Below are 14487 nucleotides of genomic sequence, written 5' to 3' on the forward strand. Positions count from 1 at the left end.
ACCCGTCGAGGAGTGCTGTTCTTTTTTTGTTTCCAGATTTCTCGGATTCTGGGCTTCCACAAAGAGGTGGTTGTACGTTGTCCACGTCACGTAGATGGGTCAGCTTTCTGATCCTTTCCATGTCCTGCGGGATCGTCTTCCAGGTCGCGTACATCCGTTTCGTTTTTCTCGGCCCCACCGCCGAGGCGCTGCGCCTGTCGGCGCAGGACTACGGCAACATCATCTCGGTGTTCGGTGCCGTTGCGGTGGTCATGTACTTCCTTGGCGGTTGGTTCGCTGACCGGTTCGAGCCGCGGGCGTTGATCGTGGCGGCGCTGGCCGGGACCGGTGTGGCCGATCTGTATCTGGCACAGGTGCCTGGGTACTGGGGTGCGATGGCTGCCCATGTGGTGATGGCTGTGATGGGCATGGGTCTTTACTGGCCGGCGTTGGTCAAGGCGATCGGCATGCTCGGGGACTCTTCCGAGCAAGGGCGTCTCTTTGGGTTCCTGGAAGGCACACGTGGAGTCACCTCCACGGTGGTGGGGTTTGTCGGAACCGGTATCGTCGCGGCGGCCGTTGCGCAGTCTGTCGGAGTCATCTGGTTGATCCGACTCTATGGGGTGCTGTGCTTCGCATTCGCCGCCATGGTGTGGTTGTGGGTGAAGAGTGATGCCGAGAGGTTGGCAAACCTTGGTTCGTCGTCGGTGACGTTGCGGCAGTTGTGGCTGGCCGTGCGGAACAAGTACACGTGGCTGATTGGCATCACGGCCATGCTCATGTACTGCTTCTACACGACGCTTGGCTATTTCTCGCCACTTCTTGAGTACCGCTTTGGGATGGCTGCTGGGCTCATCGGCGTCATCGGGGTGATCCGCACCTACGTCTTCCAGTTCGTCGCCGGCCCTGCGGGCGGCGTCGTGGTCGACAAGGTCACCAAGTCGTCGCCGCGTCTTCTGCGGTGGATGTTTGCCGGGAGTGCCGTCGTCGCGGTGATCTTCCTGGTGCTGCCGCAGGAGCCTGCGTATATGTGGGTGGCCCTGGCGTTGATGTTCCTGCTGTGTCTGTTCGTCTTCACCAGCCGGGGCGTGTACTTCGCGACCGTTGGCGAGGTGGAGATCCCTGAGAACGAGCGCGGCGGTGTCATCGGGTTGTCTTCGGGCATTGCCTTCCTGCCAGATGCGTTCTTGCCGTCGCTGTGTGCCTGGTGGATCGGGGACCCCTCGGCGTCCCCGGCGGTGCCTGAGCACGGTGGCGGTTACACGGCGATGTTCGTCTTCCTGCTGGCGATGGCGCTGCTGGGCCTCCTCGTCACGACCCTCACGACCCGCACCCGTGCCCGGGAGTTGGCCTCCCGCGCCGTGCCCTCCCCCGATGCGGCGCTGCCCGTGGCCACCGTGACGGGCTGACTCCCGGCCCGTTCCTCCCCTAAACCGTCCCTTTGAAGGCAGGTTTTGTTATGGACATCACCGCATTCCACCGCGGCTTCTTCTCCCTCGATGGCAAGAACGCCATTGTCACGGGCGGCAACACAGGGTTGGGGCAGGCGTTCTCGCTCGCCCTTGCGAAGGCCGGCGCGAACATCTTCATCCCGTCGGTCGCCGAGGACGACGGCACGACGCGCAGGCTGATCGAGGGCGAGGGACGCCGTATGGAGTTCCTGGAAGCGGACCTGACGGCGCCGGGCGTGCCGCGGCAGATCGTCCAGGGCTGTGTGGAGGCGTTCGGCTCCGTGGATGTCCTGGTGAACTCGGCGGGCATCTGCAACCTCGCCTCCGTTGAGGAGTTCGGCCGTGCGGAGTGGGACCCGATGGTCGCGATCAATCTGACGGCGGCCTTCGAACTCAGCCATGAGGCGGCGAAGTTCATGATTCCGCAACGTTCAGGGAAGATCATCAACATCGCGTCGTTGTTCTCGTTCCTGGGCGGCCAGTACTCCCCCGCCTACGCGGCCACCAAGCATGGCATCGCGGGCTTGACCAAGGCGTACTGTGACGAGCTCGCCCCGTACAACATCCAGGTCAATGCGATCGCGCCCGGCTACTTCGCCACGAAGATCACCGAGGCGACGCGGGCGAACCCGGTGACCAACCAGCGGGTCTTGGACCACATTCCGGCCGGGCGCTGGGGGGATGTGGCCGACCTGATGGGGACGACCGTCTTCCTTGCCTCTCGCGCGTCGGACTATGTCAACGGCCATGTGCTGCCGGTGGACGGAGGCTATCTGGTCCGCTGACCTACCGTCTCCTCCGCACTCCCACCGCACCTGATACCGAAACACCACGAGGTGGAATCACCATGGCCCAGTCGTCCTCGAAGCTCACCCGCGAAGATATCATCGCCCCTCTGAAGGACCTCATCTCTGCCGAGCAGATCGTCACGGACGAAGAGCAGCTCAAGCAGGCGAGCGTCGACCGCTTCAAGAAGTACCAGTCCGTGCACGGCATCTACGACGGTCCGATCCCCGCGGTGATCGTCAATGCCCGCTGCACTCAGGACGTCTCGCGCGTTTTGGCCTTCGCCAACGCCCACGGCATCAATGTGGTCGCCCGCACCGGTCGCACCGGTACCGAGGGCGGGTTGGAGACCGCGGTCGAGGACACGATCGTGCTCGATGGCTCGGGCCTGGATGAGATCGTTGCGATCGATGCCGAGAACATGCAGGTGACCGTCCAGTGCGGTGTGCCGCTGCAGTTCCTGGAGGACCGCCTGCGCGAGCAGGGTCTGACCACCGGGCACTCCCCGCAGTCCAAGCCGCTGGCCCAGTACGGTGGTCTGGTCTCCACCCGTTCGATCGGCCAGTTCTCCACGCTCTATGGCGCGATCGAGGACATGGTGGTTGGTCTGGAGGCGGTCTTCCCTGATGGGACCGTCACGCGGATCAAGAACGTTCCGCGTCGCGCGGCGGGCCCGGACATCCGGCACATCGTCATCGGCAACGAGGGCGCCTTGTGCTACATCACCGAAGTCACCGTGAAGGTTTTCAAGTACCAGCCGGAGAACAACGAGTTCCATGGCTTCCTCGTGGAGGACATGGCGACCGGCATAGCGATGATTCGTGAGGTCATCACCAACGGCTACCACCCCTCCGTGGTGCGGGTCTACTCCCCCGAGGACGCCCGCCAGCACTTCGCGCACTTCTACCAGGGCAAGGTCGTCGTCGTGTTTGTCGCCGAGGGCCCCAAGGGGCTGGTGCGCGCGACAAGCCAGGAGATCGAGCGGGTCGCGGCGCAGCACCCGCACACGAAGGTTGATCCGCAGCTGATCGAGACGTGGTTTGCGAACCTCAACTGGGGTGTTGAGAAGATCGAGGCTGAGAAGCAGCACATGCTCGACGAGGCCGAGCTCGGCTACACCACCGAGGTGTCGGTCGACTGGTCGCGCACTGTCGAGCTTTACGACAACGTCATACGTCGCATCCGAACGCAGTTCCCGGCGGCGGAAGACTTGGTAATGCTGGGTGCCCACTCCTCGCACAGCTACCAGACCGGCACGAACTTGTACTTCGTCTACGACTACAAGATCAATTGTGAGCCGCGGGAAGAGATCCACACCTACCACATCCCGCTGAACGCGATCATCGTCGAAGAGGCCCTGAAGGTCGGTGGCTCGATGGTGCACCACCACGGCATCGGCAAGTACCGGGCACCGTGGACGCGGCAGGAACACGGCAGCGCCTACTACATGCTGGCCAAGCTCAAGGAGGCGTTCGACCCGAACGGAATCATGAACAAGGGCACGATCTTCCCGATCGAGGGCTGATCCGCTCAAAGGGCCGAAGACGTCCGCCGGCTGCCCCGTTGCGTCTCCCACGCGGCGGGGCGGCCTCCTCCACCTCCCCTTGCCGGACAGTGCAGTCCGGCCCGTACCCCGGAGTGGGCATGACCAGCACCCGTCCCCGCTACTTCATCGGCATCGACAACGGCTCCCAGTCATCGAAGGTGACCGTCTTCGATGACCACGGCCGGGCCGTGAGCGAGGGCCGCGCCTCTTTGCGCCCGTATCACACCCCGCGCCCCGGCGTCGTCGAGCATCCCGACGACGACCTGTGGACGACCATCGGCCAGGCGAGCCAGGCAGCACTTGCGGCCTTCCCCGGAGACCCGGCCGACATCGTGGGGGTTGGTCTGTGCACGATCCGTTTTTGCCGCGCGGTGCTGAAGGCGGACGGCACGCTGGCACAGCCTGTCATGAGCTGGATGGATGCGCGCGTCTCACAGCCGCACGCGGCACCGGACGCGGCGTACGTGACCACCTCGTCCGGCTACATCACCCACCGCATGACGGGCGCCTTCCGCGACACCGCCGCCAACTATGCCGGGATGTGGCCCGTTGATCCCACGACCTGGCAATGGTCCGCGGATGCCGAGGAGTTGGCCGCCTTCGGCGTCACGCGCTCCATGCTGTTCGACCTCGTCATGCCTGGCGAGATCCTCGGCGAGGTCACCGAACAGGCGGCCGCGCAGACAGGCATCCCTGCCGGCGTCCCCGTCGTGGCGACCGCCAACGACAAGGCTGTTGAGGCACTGGGGTGCGGGCTGCGCGCCCCCGAGACACTGCTGGTGTCACTGGGCACCTACGTCGCCGGGATGGCGACCGGGCCACGCTACGTGACCGGCGCTCGCGACTTTTGGACCAACTATGCGAGCGAGCCCGGCCGTTACCTGTATGAGTCGACGGGCGTGCGGCGCGGCATGTGGACCGTCAGCTGGTACCGCGACCTGCTCGGCGAGGAGGCCGCGGTCCACGCCCGAGCGGCAGGGCTCTCGACCGAGGACTACCTCAATGCACAGGCTGAGAAGGTCCCGCCGGGCTGCGAGGGCCTGATGACGGTCCTCGACTGGCTCGCCCCGACCGAGGCCCCGTTCCGCAAGGGCACTCTGCTCGGCTTCGACGGCAGGCAAGGGCGCTTCCACATCTACCGCTCGATCCTCGAAGCCCTCGCCCTGACGGTCCACGACACTTCCACGCGCATGGCCGCCGAACTCGGCACGCCGTTCCAGGAGGTAATCGTCTCGGGCGGTGGCTCACACTCGGATGTGATGATGCAGATCCACGCCGACGTCTACGGCGTCCCGGCCCGCCGCGCCGAAGCCTCCAGCGCGGCCGGCCTGGGCGCGGCGATCTGCGCGGCGATCGGCCTGGGCATCTATGCCGACACCGACGAGGCCGTCGCACACATGGTCCGCCCGGGCCCGGTATTCATGCCGAACGCAGCACACCACGCCATCTACCAGCGGCTCGGAGAGGTGTACCGGAGCGTGCGAGAACACACCGACAAGATCTACCAACAGAGTCACGAGATCTTCGGCTGACTCCCCACAACACCCCGTAACTCCTCGTCGTGCTGTTGCCGAGGCAATTCCGTTTGGATCAGCGGGCTGCTCGGTGGGCTCCACGATCCTGCGGGCTCACCAGCACGCGGACCTCGACCTGTCTCTGCTGGGGTGGGAGATCGTGAACGCGATCCTCTACCAGGGGCGGACCGCTTGCCAGTGGACCTGCCTCCCACACGACCTGCCTCAGAAGAGTGCGGAACCAGGTCGTCGAGCACCGTGCCGGCCTGGGCATCGACGTCGAGATGTCGAACGCAGCCCCGGCTGCGGGAGGCCGAGACCAGCAACCCTGCCCCAAGCCTCACCCGGAAGCGGACATCACTCTACGAACCACCCTCTCGATCTCCACCAACCCCGGGACAACCTCGTTTAGCAGTGGGTGTCGTCGCAGTGGGTGTCGTCGGCGGGCGGAGTTCCGGTGAGAAGGTACTTCTCGACCTTGCCGGACATCTTGCCCGACCAGGCGACGATGTGTCCGCCGCCGTCGTAGGTGAGCAGAACGGCTCCGCCCTGGCGGGCGGCGGCCTGACTCCACGCATAGGGAGTTTGTGCGTCGTGGAGCGACTCGACCATGAGGGCTCTGGGGCTGGTGTTCCACTTCGGCAGGTCTTGCTGGGGGTAGGTGGCCTGGCGCGGCCAGCCCATGCAGCCAAGTACGCCAGAGGGGACAAGAGCGTGTTCGGAGATCTTCAGGTTCGGGGACTCGCGGGCGATGTCTGACAGCATGGTCTTCCATGCCCTGTAGTTCTTGACTGGCAGGTTCCAGTCGCTGCAGAAGATCGCCTGATTTGGGCCGTCCATGGTCAGGTCGGCCGAGGGCAGGGTTGTGCTGCTGCTGCGTTTGCCGATTTCGTCGGCGAGTTCGCGCCAACTGTCTTTGTTGACTGCTCCGTTGGACGCGCCGATTGTGGCTTCGTTCACCAGGTCGTAGACGTGGCCGGGGCCGGCCTTGTCCGCTTGTTCAGCCTTCGCGTACACCTCGGAGAACGTTTTCTTTGCTCCCTGGGCGTGGAGGGAACAGTCGGTGTTCGTGTCGCACCAGTCGAAGAAGTAGTTCAGGTTCTTCTCTGCCGCCAGAGTCTCGGTGCCCATGAAGGTGCGTGCGTCCTTGATGCTGTGGTCCATGTTGCCGTCCAGCACCATGCGCCCGGTCCGCCGGGGAAAGAGGGAAGCGTAGGTCTGTCCGCGCAGAGTGCCGTAGGACGCCCCGTAGTAGTTCAGCTTCTCCTCACCCAAAGCGCCACGCAACGCTTCCATGTCGCGTGCGTCACTGACGGCGTCCAAGTGGTCGATCAGTGAGGCAGGGGTGGTGCGGCAGCTTTCGCCGTACCGCTTGTTGGTCTCCAGGAGCGTGTTGAACTCCGCCTCGTTCCGGGGCAACGGGGCCGCTTTGGGAGCGGGAGCGCACTGGGCCTTGGTGTCTCCGGTCCCCCGGGAGTCGTAGCCGATGGCGTCGAAGGAGTTCCTGATGGAATCGGGGAGGTAGCCGTCGGTGACGACCACGGTGCCGCGTTGTCCGGGGCCTCCTGGTCCGGTCATCAACGTCCCCAGGCGCTGCGCTGGGTCGGCCGCCTTCTGCCGCTTGACGTCCAGCCTCACCTGCTGGCCGTCGGGCCGGGCCCAGTCGACGGGCACCGTCAGCTCGGCGCACTCCACCCCGGGCTTGCCCGGATCATCCTTGCAAGGGTGCCACGCCGACAGCCTCCCCGCGCCCACCTGCTCGCCCTGTGCCCAGGCATGGGAGGGTGTCAGTAACGCCAGCATCCCCAGCCCCACGAGCGTGATACGCCCCCATGACGGTTTGCGTATTCCCACGAGTTGGTCCTCTCCTTCTTCCGGCACAGGGGCACTTGGTCCGCTGTTGCGATGATTGACGCGGCAACGTCAGCCCCCGGACCCCCGGGAACAGCCGAACGCGTCGGGCTTGTGGGCCTGTCCGGCTGTTGGACACCGGGTTGTCAAGGCGGCGGAGCACCCCGGCGGTGGTGCACCGCCGGGGTCAGTTGCGATTCAGGAGCATGCCCGGCACCAACCGCTGTTCTGATTACGGGGCCGGACACCAACTGGGAGATCGGCTCCGTCGGTTGTGCGGCGACCATCGCCGGCTGGGCGGGCGTTTTCAGTCCCGTACCAGGCGCCCGCGGCACAGGGTCAGGACCTCGTCCGAGGCGCGGGCGAGGTCCTGGGAGTGGGTGACGACGATGACGCATTTGCCGTCCTCGTGGGCCAGGCGTTGGAAGACCTGGATGATGCCGGCCGCCGTGTCCTGGTCGAGGGCGCCCGTTGGTTCGTCGGCGAAGAGGACGTCGACGTCGCAGGCCAGGGCGCGGGCGATGGCGACCCGCTGCTGTTGGCCGCCGGAGAGTTGCAGCGTCCTGCGGTGCCGGTCGGCCTCCTCGATGCCCAGCAGGTCTAGGAGTTCGGCCGCCCTGCGCCAGCGGCCGCCGCGGCGTACGCCGGTGATCTCCATGGCGGAGGTGATGTTCTGCACCGCCGTCATGTACGTGATCAGGTTCAGGGACTGGAAGACGGTCGCCGCGTGCCGCTGGCGGTAGGCGCCCAGGCCCAGGGCGCCGATGTCCTGGCCGCGGAAGCGGACGTGCCCGGAGGTCGGCGTGTCCAGGCCGGACGCGAGGGAGAGGAGCGTGGTCTTGCCACTGCCGGACGGGCCGACGACCGAGTACATCCGGCCCGCGTCGAAGGCGTAGTCGACCTCCTTGAGGATGGTGCGCGGACGGCTCCGGTTGCCGACGGGGTAGGACTTCACGAGTCGGTCCAGCTGCAGGACCGGTGCGGTGGAGGTCATGGTCATTCGCCCTTCGTCAGGATCTCGCGGGGCTCGAGGCGCAGGGTCCGCAGGCCGGGAATGAGGGTCGCGAGGGTGGCGATGCCGAGGCCGGTGGCGCCGACCTTGGCGATGTCGGAGGCGGTGAGCTTCACGTCGATGCGGTCGATCGGCTCGGCCTCGGGCTTCGGCTCCTTCTCGCCGCCCATGGAGTTCGCGTAGTCGGGTTCGCTGCTGTCGCCGTCGTTCTGGGCGGAGCTGACCTCCCCGGCCAGCAGGCTGTTGCCCGCGGTCTGCGCCAGGGCCTGGCTGGCGGGGACGGCAAGGCCGATGGCGATCAGGGCGCAGGCGACGGTCTCCACCAGGTGCTGGCCGAGCAGCTTGGGCTTCTTCTCGCCGATGGCCAGCAGGATGCCCAGCTCGCGGCGGCGCTCGCGGAGGGCGTTCGCGACGATCAGGCCGAGCACGGCGACACCGGCGATGGACACCAGCCAGACGGTGAGGGTGGCGAAGCCCGCGGTCTTGGAGATGGGGCCGACCAGGGCTTGGTACTGCTTGTCGTTCAGCTTGAGCGGGTAGATCTCCGGGTCCAGTCCGGCGGCCTTGGCGTCCTTCTTGAGCTGCGCCAGGCCCTCCGGGCCGTCCAGGGTGAAGGTGGCCTCGCGAACCGAGGTGCCCACGGCACCAGGCTTCTCGTCGTTCAGCGCGGCGGCCGCGTCGGAGCTGATGTAGAAGCGGTTGCCAGGATCGCTCAGTGCCGGGGTGTAGCGGTCGCGGCTGGAGGGGGTCTCGTCCTCGAAGATCCCGCCCACGGTGAGCTCGACCGCCTTGGAGTCCTGGATGTCGCCCCGGAACGATCCGACCGTGATCTTGTCGCCGACCTTGACTCCGTTCTGCTCGGCCAGTCGCTTCTCCAGCACCGCGACCTTGCCCTCGGTGTCCGGGCCGATGCCCCTACCCGAGATGATCTTGTGGGTGCCGTTGCGGAAGGCGGGCAGCGCCTCGGTGTCCGGCACGCCTTCGGGCTTGAAGAAGTCGCCCTGCTCGGTTTCGGTGCCAGGCGGCGGCGGGGCGGCTCGGTAGAGCTTGAACTTGCCGCGTTCGAGCGCCGCGGCCTCGATCAGATAGCTGTACCTTCGCACCACCGGCGACTTGCCGAGCTTGTCGACCGGTCCGGTGCGCAGCTCGTCGGACGGGTCGACCTTCAGGCCCTGCTGCCCGCCGCCCTCCAGGCCGCGCTTGTCCATCAGCGCGTTGATGTCCATCTGCATGGTCGCCACGGCGCCGACCTTCTTCTTCGCGTCCGCCGCTGCCCGGTCGGCCGCCGACTGGACGAGGAAGCCGGACAGCACCAGGGTGCAGACGACGAAGAACAAGCCGGTCAGCATCAGCGTCTTGCCAAGCTGGGCGGTCAACCGCCACCAGGCCCGTTTGAACAGGTTCATGAGCGTCTCTTCACGTATAGCCGCAATTGCAAACGGCTCCCACCGTAGAAAGGTGGCCTTATCAGCAGCGTTCGCCGCGGAGCCGATGTGGCTCGTCTTCCAAACGCTGCTCAAATGCCATGTTTGATAGGTATGAGACGAGAGGGTCGTGCGAAACCGGACAGCTACGGAAGGGAACACAGAGCCGTGCGTGTGCTGATCGTCGAGGACGAGGAGTTCATGGCTGAGGTGGTGCAGCTCGGGCTGCGCCGCGAGGGCATCCCGTCCGATGTGGCGTATGACGGGCACAGCGCACTGGAGAAGGCTGCCGTCAATGACTACGACCTCGTTGTCCTGGACCGCGATCTGCCGGGGCTGCATGGCGACGAGGTGTGCCGCCGGCTGGTGGCGGAGCGGCCCGGCGTACGGATCCTGATGCTCACCGCGGCCGGCCGGCTCGGTGACAAGGTGGAGGGCCTCGCGCTCGGCGCCGACGACTACCTCCCCAAGCCCTTCGACTTCCCCGAGCTCGTGGCCCGGCTGCGCGCCCTGTACCGGCGCAGTGCGCCCGCCCAGGCGCCCGTGCTGACCGTCGCGGACCTGACCCTGGACACCCACCGCCGCAAGGCCGCCCGGGCCGGCCGGGAGATCCAGCTCACGCCCAAGGAACTGGCCGTACTGGAGCTGCTGCTGCGCGCCGACGGCGGGGTGCTCAGCGCCGAGCAGCTGCTGGAGAAGGCATGGGACGAGGCCGCCGACCCGTTCACCAACGCCGTCCGCCTGGTCATCCACAGCCTGCGCAAGAAACTCGGCGAGCCGCAGCTCGTGCACACCGCGATCGGCGCCGGCTACTACCTCGACCACCCTGCGGCCCCGTGATCCCCCGCCCGCGCGATCTGAGCATCCACACCCGGCTGTTCCTCGGCTTCGCGATCACGCTGGTACTGTCCGGGCTCGTCATGGCGGCGGCGGTCTATCTGGGCATGCGGTACCTGCCGACGTACGGGTTCCAGGCGCCGGGTCACGTCGACATACACCCCGGCCACCAGCTGCCCTTGCCGGAACCCACCTTGGAACCTGCCCCCGAGCCGTCCCCGAATCCGCGGGCCCAGACCACGACCATCGACTCCAAGGAAGACGTCTGGGCAACCGTCCTGCTGATCTCCCTGTCCGCCGCAGCCTTGGTCGCCCTGCTGGGACTGGCCGCCAGCTGGTTCACCACCCGGCGGCTGCTGACCCCTCTGCACACGATCACCTTGGCGGCCGCCAAGGCCGGCACGGGCAATCTGAGCTACCGCATCAACGCAGCCGGCCCGCCGGACGAACTGCGCCGACTGGCCGACACCTTCGACGACAGCCTGGCCCGACTCGAGCGATCCTTCGACGCCCACAGCCGCTTCGCCGCCAACGCCTCGCATGAGCTTCTCACCCCGCTCGCCGCCACCCGCACCGCCCTCCAGGTGGCCGGCCAAGACCCGACCGGCAAGGAGTTGGTTCGCCTCGCCCCCATGCTGGCCCGTACGAACGACCGCTGCATCGAGATCGTCACCGAGCTGCTGCAGCTCGCGGCGGCCGAGCACGCGCAGCCCGACCCGGCCCCGGTCGACGTCGCCGCCCTGGTCGAGGAGGAGTGCACGGAGGCTGCCGCCCGCGCAGAAGCGGCGGACCTGTCCCTGAACTCCGTACTGGAACCGGACAGCACGGTGCCGGGCAACGCGGCACTGCTGCGCCGCTTGGTGCACAACCTGCTCGACAACGCCCTGACCCACAACGAGCCGCAGGGCTGGGTGCGGGTCACTGTCCGGCAGGACCCGCAAGGCGCTCAGGTGCTGCTACGGGTCGAAAACTCCGGCCCGCAGGTCGACCCGACCACCACCGCCCGCCTCTTCGAGCCCTTCTACCGCGCCAACTCCCGTGTCCGCAGCGACCGTTCCGGGCACGGCCTGGGCCTCGCCCTCACCCAGTCGATCGCCCGCGCCCACGGCGGCACGATCACCGCCGCCGCCCGCGCGGCCGGCGGCCTGGCCGTCACGGTCCGGCTGCCCGCGGAGAAACCCGGCTGACCCGGCCTTCCGTCCGCCGGCCGTTCTCAAAAATGACGGCGTTCACGAGAGGGTTCTCTCTCGCCTGCTGCCGAAGTGCCTGTTGCCGTCGGGCGCCGCTTGTCCCCTCAACTGGGACCAAGGGGCCCGAATGTCCGTTCTCAACAGTCAAGACCCGACCTGGAGGACCGGACGGCCATGGACACCGTGGGAAAGCCCACGTCCCGGCGCACGTGCTCACGTTGGGGGCGGCGCTCGCCGCTGCCCTGCCTGTGAGCGGGAGCACATAGGCCGCAACCCCCGACGCCAGCGGTGCGGTCTCGCGCTGAGGCTCCCCCGGTGTGCGGGAGGTGCTGATCGGCTGGTCAGGGCAGGTTGACAGGTCCTGCCCCGGCCCCTCGTGGCACAGGCGCGCCGCAGGTTCATGCCCGCGGCCGACGCGGTCATGCGTCGCGCCCAGGACGCCGGCCGGCTGCGTCCGGACTTGGCGATGACCGACCTGCAACTCATCTTCTCCATGGTGAGCTGCGTGATCCAACACACCCACCTGAGCTTGTTCCGCTTTGACGGACACCGTCGGTGTGGTGGTTAGGGCCTGTCTGATGGGTCGGTGACGAACCGAGACGAGAACTCGTTCCCAGGCATGTGGGACGGGGAGATCTCAGTGACGTGGAGTGGGCCAGGCTGATGCCGTACTTGCCAAGAAACGTTGGGCGGGGCGGGCGTTGGAAGTGTCACCGCAGGTGATCAACGGGATGCTGTTTCGGTTGCGGACCGGTATCCCGTGGCGCGATCTGCCATCCCGGTTTGGTAAGTGGCAGACGATATACGACCGGCATCGCCGCTGGTCGGCGGACGGCACATGGGAAATGCTCCTGCGAGCCGTGCAAGCCGATGCCGATGCGCAGGGGCGAATCGACTGGTCAATGGCGAGCGTGGACTCGACGATCTGCAGGACCCACCAACACGCTGCAGGTGCCCGTCACCGGCCCCCGACGGTACCGGGCAGACGAGCCCGGCCAGCCCGCCACCGGGACGACGAAGGTCTTGGTCGCTCCCGCGGCGGCCTCACCACAAAGATCCACGTGGTGGGTGAGGGCGGCCTGCGGCCCCTGGCCCTACTGATCACACCCGGACAATGGGGCGACGCGCCTCAGATGATTCCGGTCCTGGAGCGCATCCGCGTCCCGCGGCCGAAGGGCGGGCACCCGCGCACCCGCCCGGACCACCTTGTCGGCGATCGTGCCTGCAGCTCTCGGCGCAATCGCCGCTACCTGCGGCGCCGACAAATCAAGCACACCATCCCTGAGCCGAGGAATCAGCAGGCCAATCGCTTGCGCCGTGGGAGCCGAGGCGACCGGCCCACCAGCTTCGAGAAGGCCCGCTACGTTCGCAGGAACGAAGTGGAGCGGCTGATCGGAAAGTTGAAGATCAACCAGGCGGTTGCCACGAGGTTCGACAAGCGGGCCTATGTCTTCTACGGCACTGTGACCGTTGCGGCCATTCGCCTGTGGCTTCGTGCATGACCCGTCAGGCGGAACCTAGCCTGGGCCTCCCTCCCCGGGTGCCCGGGGAGGGAGGCCCAGGGCCGGCTAGGGGGCGATGATCACCTCGTACCACTCCATCTCGAGGATGCGGTCCGCGACGACGGCTCGGCCGAGTTCACCCCCCGCCCCCGTGTTCTCGGGCAGGGGCACATGAGCCCGGATACAGGGCGCGTTATTGCCGTGGGGGCTGTCCCGTACGACATCGACGTGCCACACCCCGGCGGTCTTCCTGGGGATGATCTCCGTGCACTCGGAGCCGTTCGTGCCACCCTGCACGGAGCTGGCGAAGGGAAACTCGTCGCAGGAGTCGTCCGTGACACTGGGGTCCTTCTTGAACGGGTCCGGGGCCGCCGTGCACGACTGCCTGCGCTTCTTGGCCGCCTCCGCCTTCCCACCGGAGTTACGCTGCAGCGGCTTCGTCTCGGTGCCGAAGTTGCCGCCCTTGAGGTTGCTCTGCGCCCACCCGTAGGCGACGGCGGCGGCCCCGTAGGCGGATTCGCGGATGGTCACGTTGGGCATGTGCCCCATCACGATGCAGCCGGGGTACTGGCCGACCTGCGCATCACAGCGGAGATCGTGGCCGTTCCAGGTCACCGGGTTCGCAGGGCCGCCGCCCGCGTCAAGGATCTCCCCGAACGACGTATAAGTAGGGGAGATGAACGAGTAATTGCCCTTGGTGACAGTGGAGGTGAAGGACAGGTTCCCGGTCTTCTCATCGCCCAGCGCCAGCTCGACGGGCGCGCCGCCCCAGGCCGGTGCGTCCACGGTGCACAGGCCGCTGCAGGTGGCGGACAGGTCCATCGACACGGTCTTCGCGTTGCCCCCCATCTCGGTGGCCTTGACGGCGATGTTCTCCGTCCACTTCCCGCTGGAGGAGCTCAGGCGAGCGAAGCTCACGGCCTCGACGACGGAGCGGCCTATCTCCTTGCCGTTGGTGTCGAAGGCCCAGTTCGTGAACTTCTCGCCCCAGCAGTAGTTGTGCCGGTCGGAGTTCCGGCCGTTGGCGCACGCACCATCCGAGACGCCGCGCACGATGCGTTCGGTGACAGTGACAGGGGCGGCGACGGGCACCGCCTTGGCACAGGTCCAGCCGGTGCCAAGGCGGCGCGCCTGGGAGCCCGGGGCTGTGGCCTTGCATGTGCCGTGGCCCTTGGGGGCGGCCTTGGCGGGTGCGGCGGCAGCCGGTGAGGTGACCAGGGCGAGGAGGGTCGCGGTGAGGGCGAGTGCGGCTACGGCCGCGAGCCGGTGTCTGACGCGTTTCAAAGGGTGGTTCCCCTCAATCGGTGGTGTACGGGTCCACCAGGGATCGAACCGGCCCGGCGCCCGCGCGCACAGGGGCGGAATAAGCCCCTCTATGGTCATTTTTGGCCCGTT

The 14487-nt window shown here is 66.9% G+C and carries 11 protein-coding genes and 1 pseudogene; 8 read left to right on the top strand and 4 right to left on the bottom strand.

The window, feature by feature from the left end; translation table 11 throughout:
* Positions 1–119: 119 nt before the first annotated feature.
* From CG747_RS38765 to CG747_RS50820, 5 genes and pseudogenes are all read left to right on the top strand, one after another.
* Positions 120–1388, top strand: a complete 1269-nt coding sequence (locus tag CG747_RS38765) for a nitrate/nitrite transporter (RefSeq protein WP_100606585.1) — start codon at positions 120–122, stop codon at positions 1386–1388.
* Between the two features lie 50 nt (positions 1389–1438).
* Entirely contained in the window at positions 1439–2215 is a 777-nt protein-coding gene (locus tag CG747_RS38770; RefSeq protein ID WP_100606586.1) for an SDR family oxidoreductase, read from the top strand.
* Between the two features lie 62 nt (positions 2216–2277).
* Positions 2278–3741 (top strand): FAD-binding oxidoreductase, encoded by a 1464-nt coding sequence (locus tag CG747_RS38775; protein WP_100606587.1) that lies wholly within the window; start codon positions 2278–2280, stop codon positions 3739–3741.
* A gap of 119 nt (positions 3742–3860) precedes the next feature.
* Positions 3861–5294 (top strand): FGGY-family carbohydrate kinase, encoded by a 1434-nt coding sequence (locus CG747_RS38780; RefSeq protein WP_100606588.1) that lies wholly within the window; start codon positions 3861–3863, stop codon positions 5292–5294.
* A gap of 136 nt (positions 5295–5430) precedes the next feature.
* A pseudogene (locus CG747_RS50820) lies at positions 5431–5514 on the top strand (transposase); the annotation flags it as partial.
* Positions 5515–5684: 170 nt separating this feature from the next.
* Here CG747_RS50820 and CG747_RS38790 read toward each other — a convergent pair.
* The 3 genes from CG747_RS38790 to CG747_RS38800 all read right to left on the bottom strand — a co-directional run bounded on the left by CG747_RS38790 (position 5685) and on the right by CG747_RS38800 (position 9545).
* Positions 5685–7130 carry an alpha/beta hydrolase gene (locus CG747_RS38790; RefSeq protein WP_146022232.1) on the bottom strand — a complete coding sequence of 482 codons (1446 nt, stop codon included), beginning with the start codon at positions 7128–7130 and terminating at the stop codon, positions 5685–5687.
* Positions 7131–7434: 304 nt separating this feature from the next.
* Positions 7435–8127 (bottom strand): ABC transporter ATP-binding protein, encoded by a 693-nt coding sequence (locus CG747_RS38795; RefSeq protein WP_100606590.1) that lies wholly within the window; start codon positions 8125–8127, stop codon positions 7435–7437.
* Positions 8124–9545 (bottom strand): ABC transporter permease, encoded by a 1422-nt coding sequence (locus CG747_RS38800; protein WP_100606591.1) that lies wholly within the window; start codon positions 9543–9545, stop codon positions 8124–8126. Before CG747_RS38800 ends, CG747_RS38795 begins: the two co-directional genes overlap by 4 nt.
* A gap of 186 nt (positions 9546–9731) precedes the next feature.
* Here CG747_RS38800 and CG747_RS38805 point away from each other — a divergent pair, with 186 nt between their 5' ends.
* The 3 genes from CG747_RS38805 (at position 9732) to CG747_RS38820 (ending at position 13092) form a co-directional block, all read left to right on the top strand.
* Positions 9732–10403, top strand: a complete 672-nt coding sequence (locus tag CG747_RS38805; RefSeq protein WP_100606592.1) for a response regulator transcription factor — start codon at positions 9732–9734, stop codon at positions 10401–10403.
* Complete coding sequence (locus CG747_RS38810; RefSeq protein WP_100606593.1) at positions 10400–11587, top strand: HAMP domain-containing sensor histidine kinase; 1188 nt, start codon at positions 10400–10402, stop codon at positions 11585–11587. The genes CG747_RS38805 and CG747_RS38810 overlap by 4 nt, the downstream gene beginning before the upstream one ends.
* A 624-nt stretch (positions 11588–12211) precedes the next feature.
* Positions 12212–13092 (top strand): IS5 family transposase gene (locus CG747_RS38820; protein WP_180985896.1). Its coding sequence is split into 2 segments (ribosomal slippage): positions 12212–12311 and positions 12311–13092, totalling 882 coding nucleotides; the frame shifts between segments, so codons are not numbered across the junction.
* Between the two features lie 66 nt (positions 13093–13158).
* Here CG747_RS38820 and CG747_RS38825 read toward each other — a convergent pair.
* Positions 13159–14376, bottom strand: coding sequence for a hypothetical protein (locus CG747_RS38825; RefSeq protein WP_100606595.1), 1218 nt, complete (start codon positions 14374–14376; stop codon positions 13159–13161).
* Between the last annotated feature and the right edge of the window lie 111 nt (positions 14377–14487).

Source organism: Streptomyces sp. CB02959, from assembly GCF_002803155.1.
Taxonomy (GTDB): domain Bacteria; phylum Actinomycetota; class Actinomycetes; order Streptomycetales; family Streptomycetaceae; genus Streptomyces.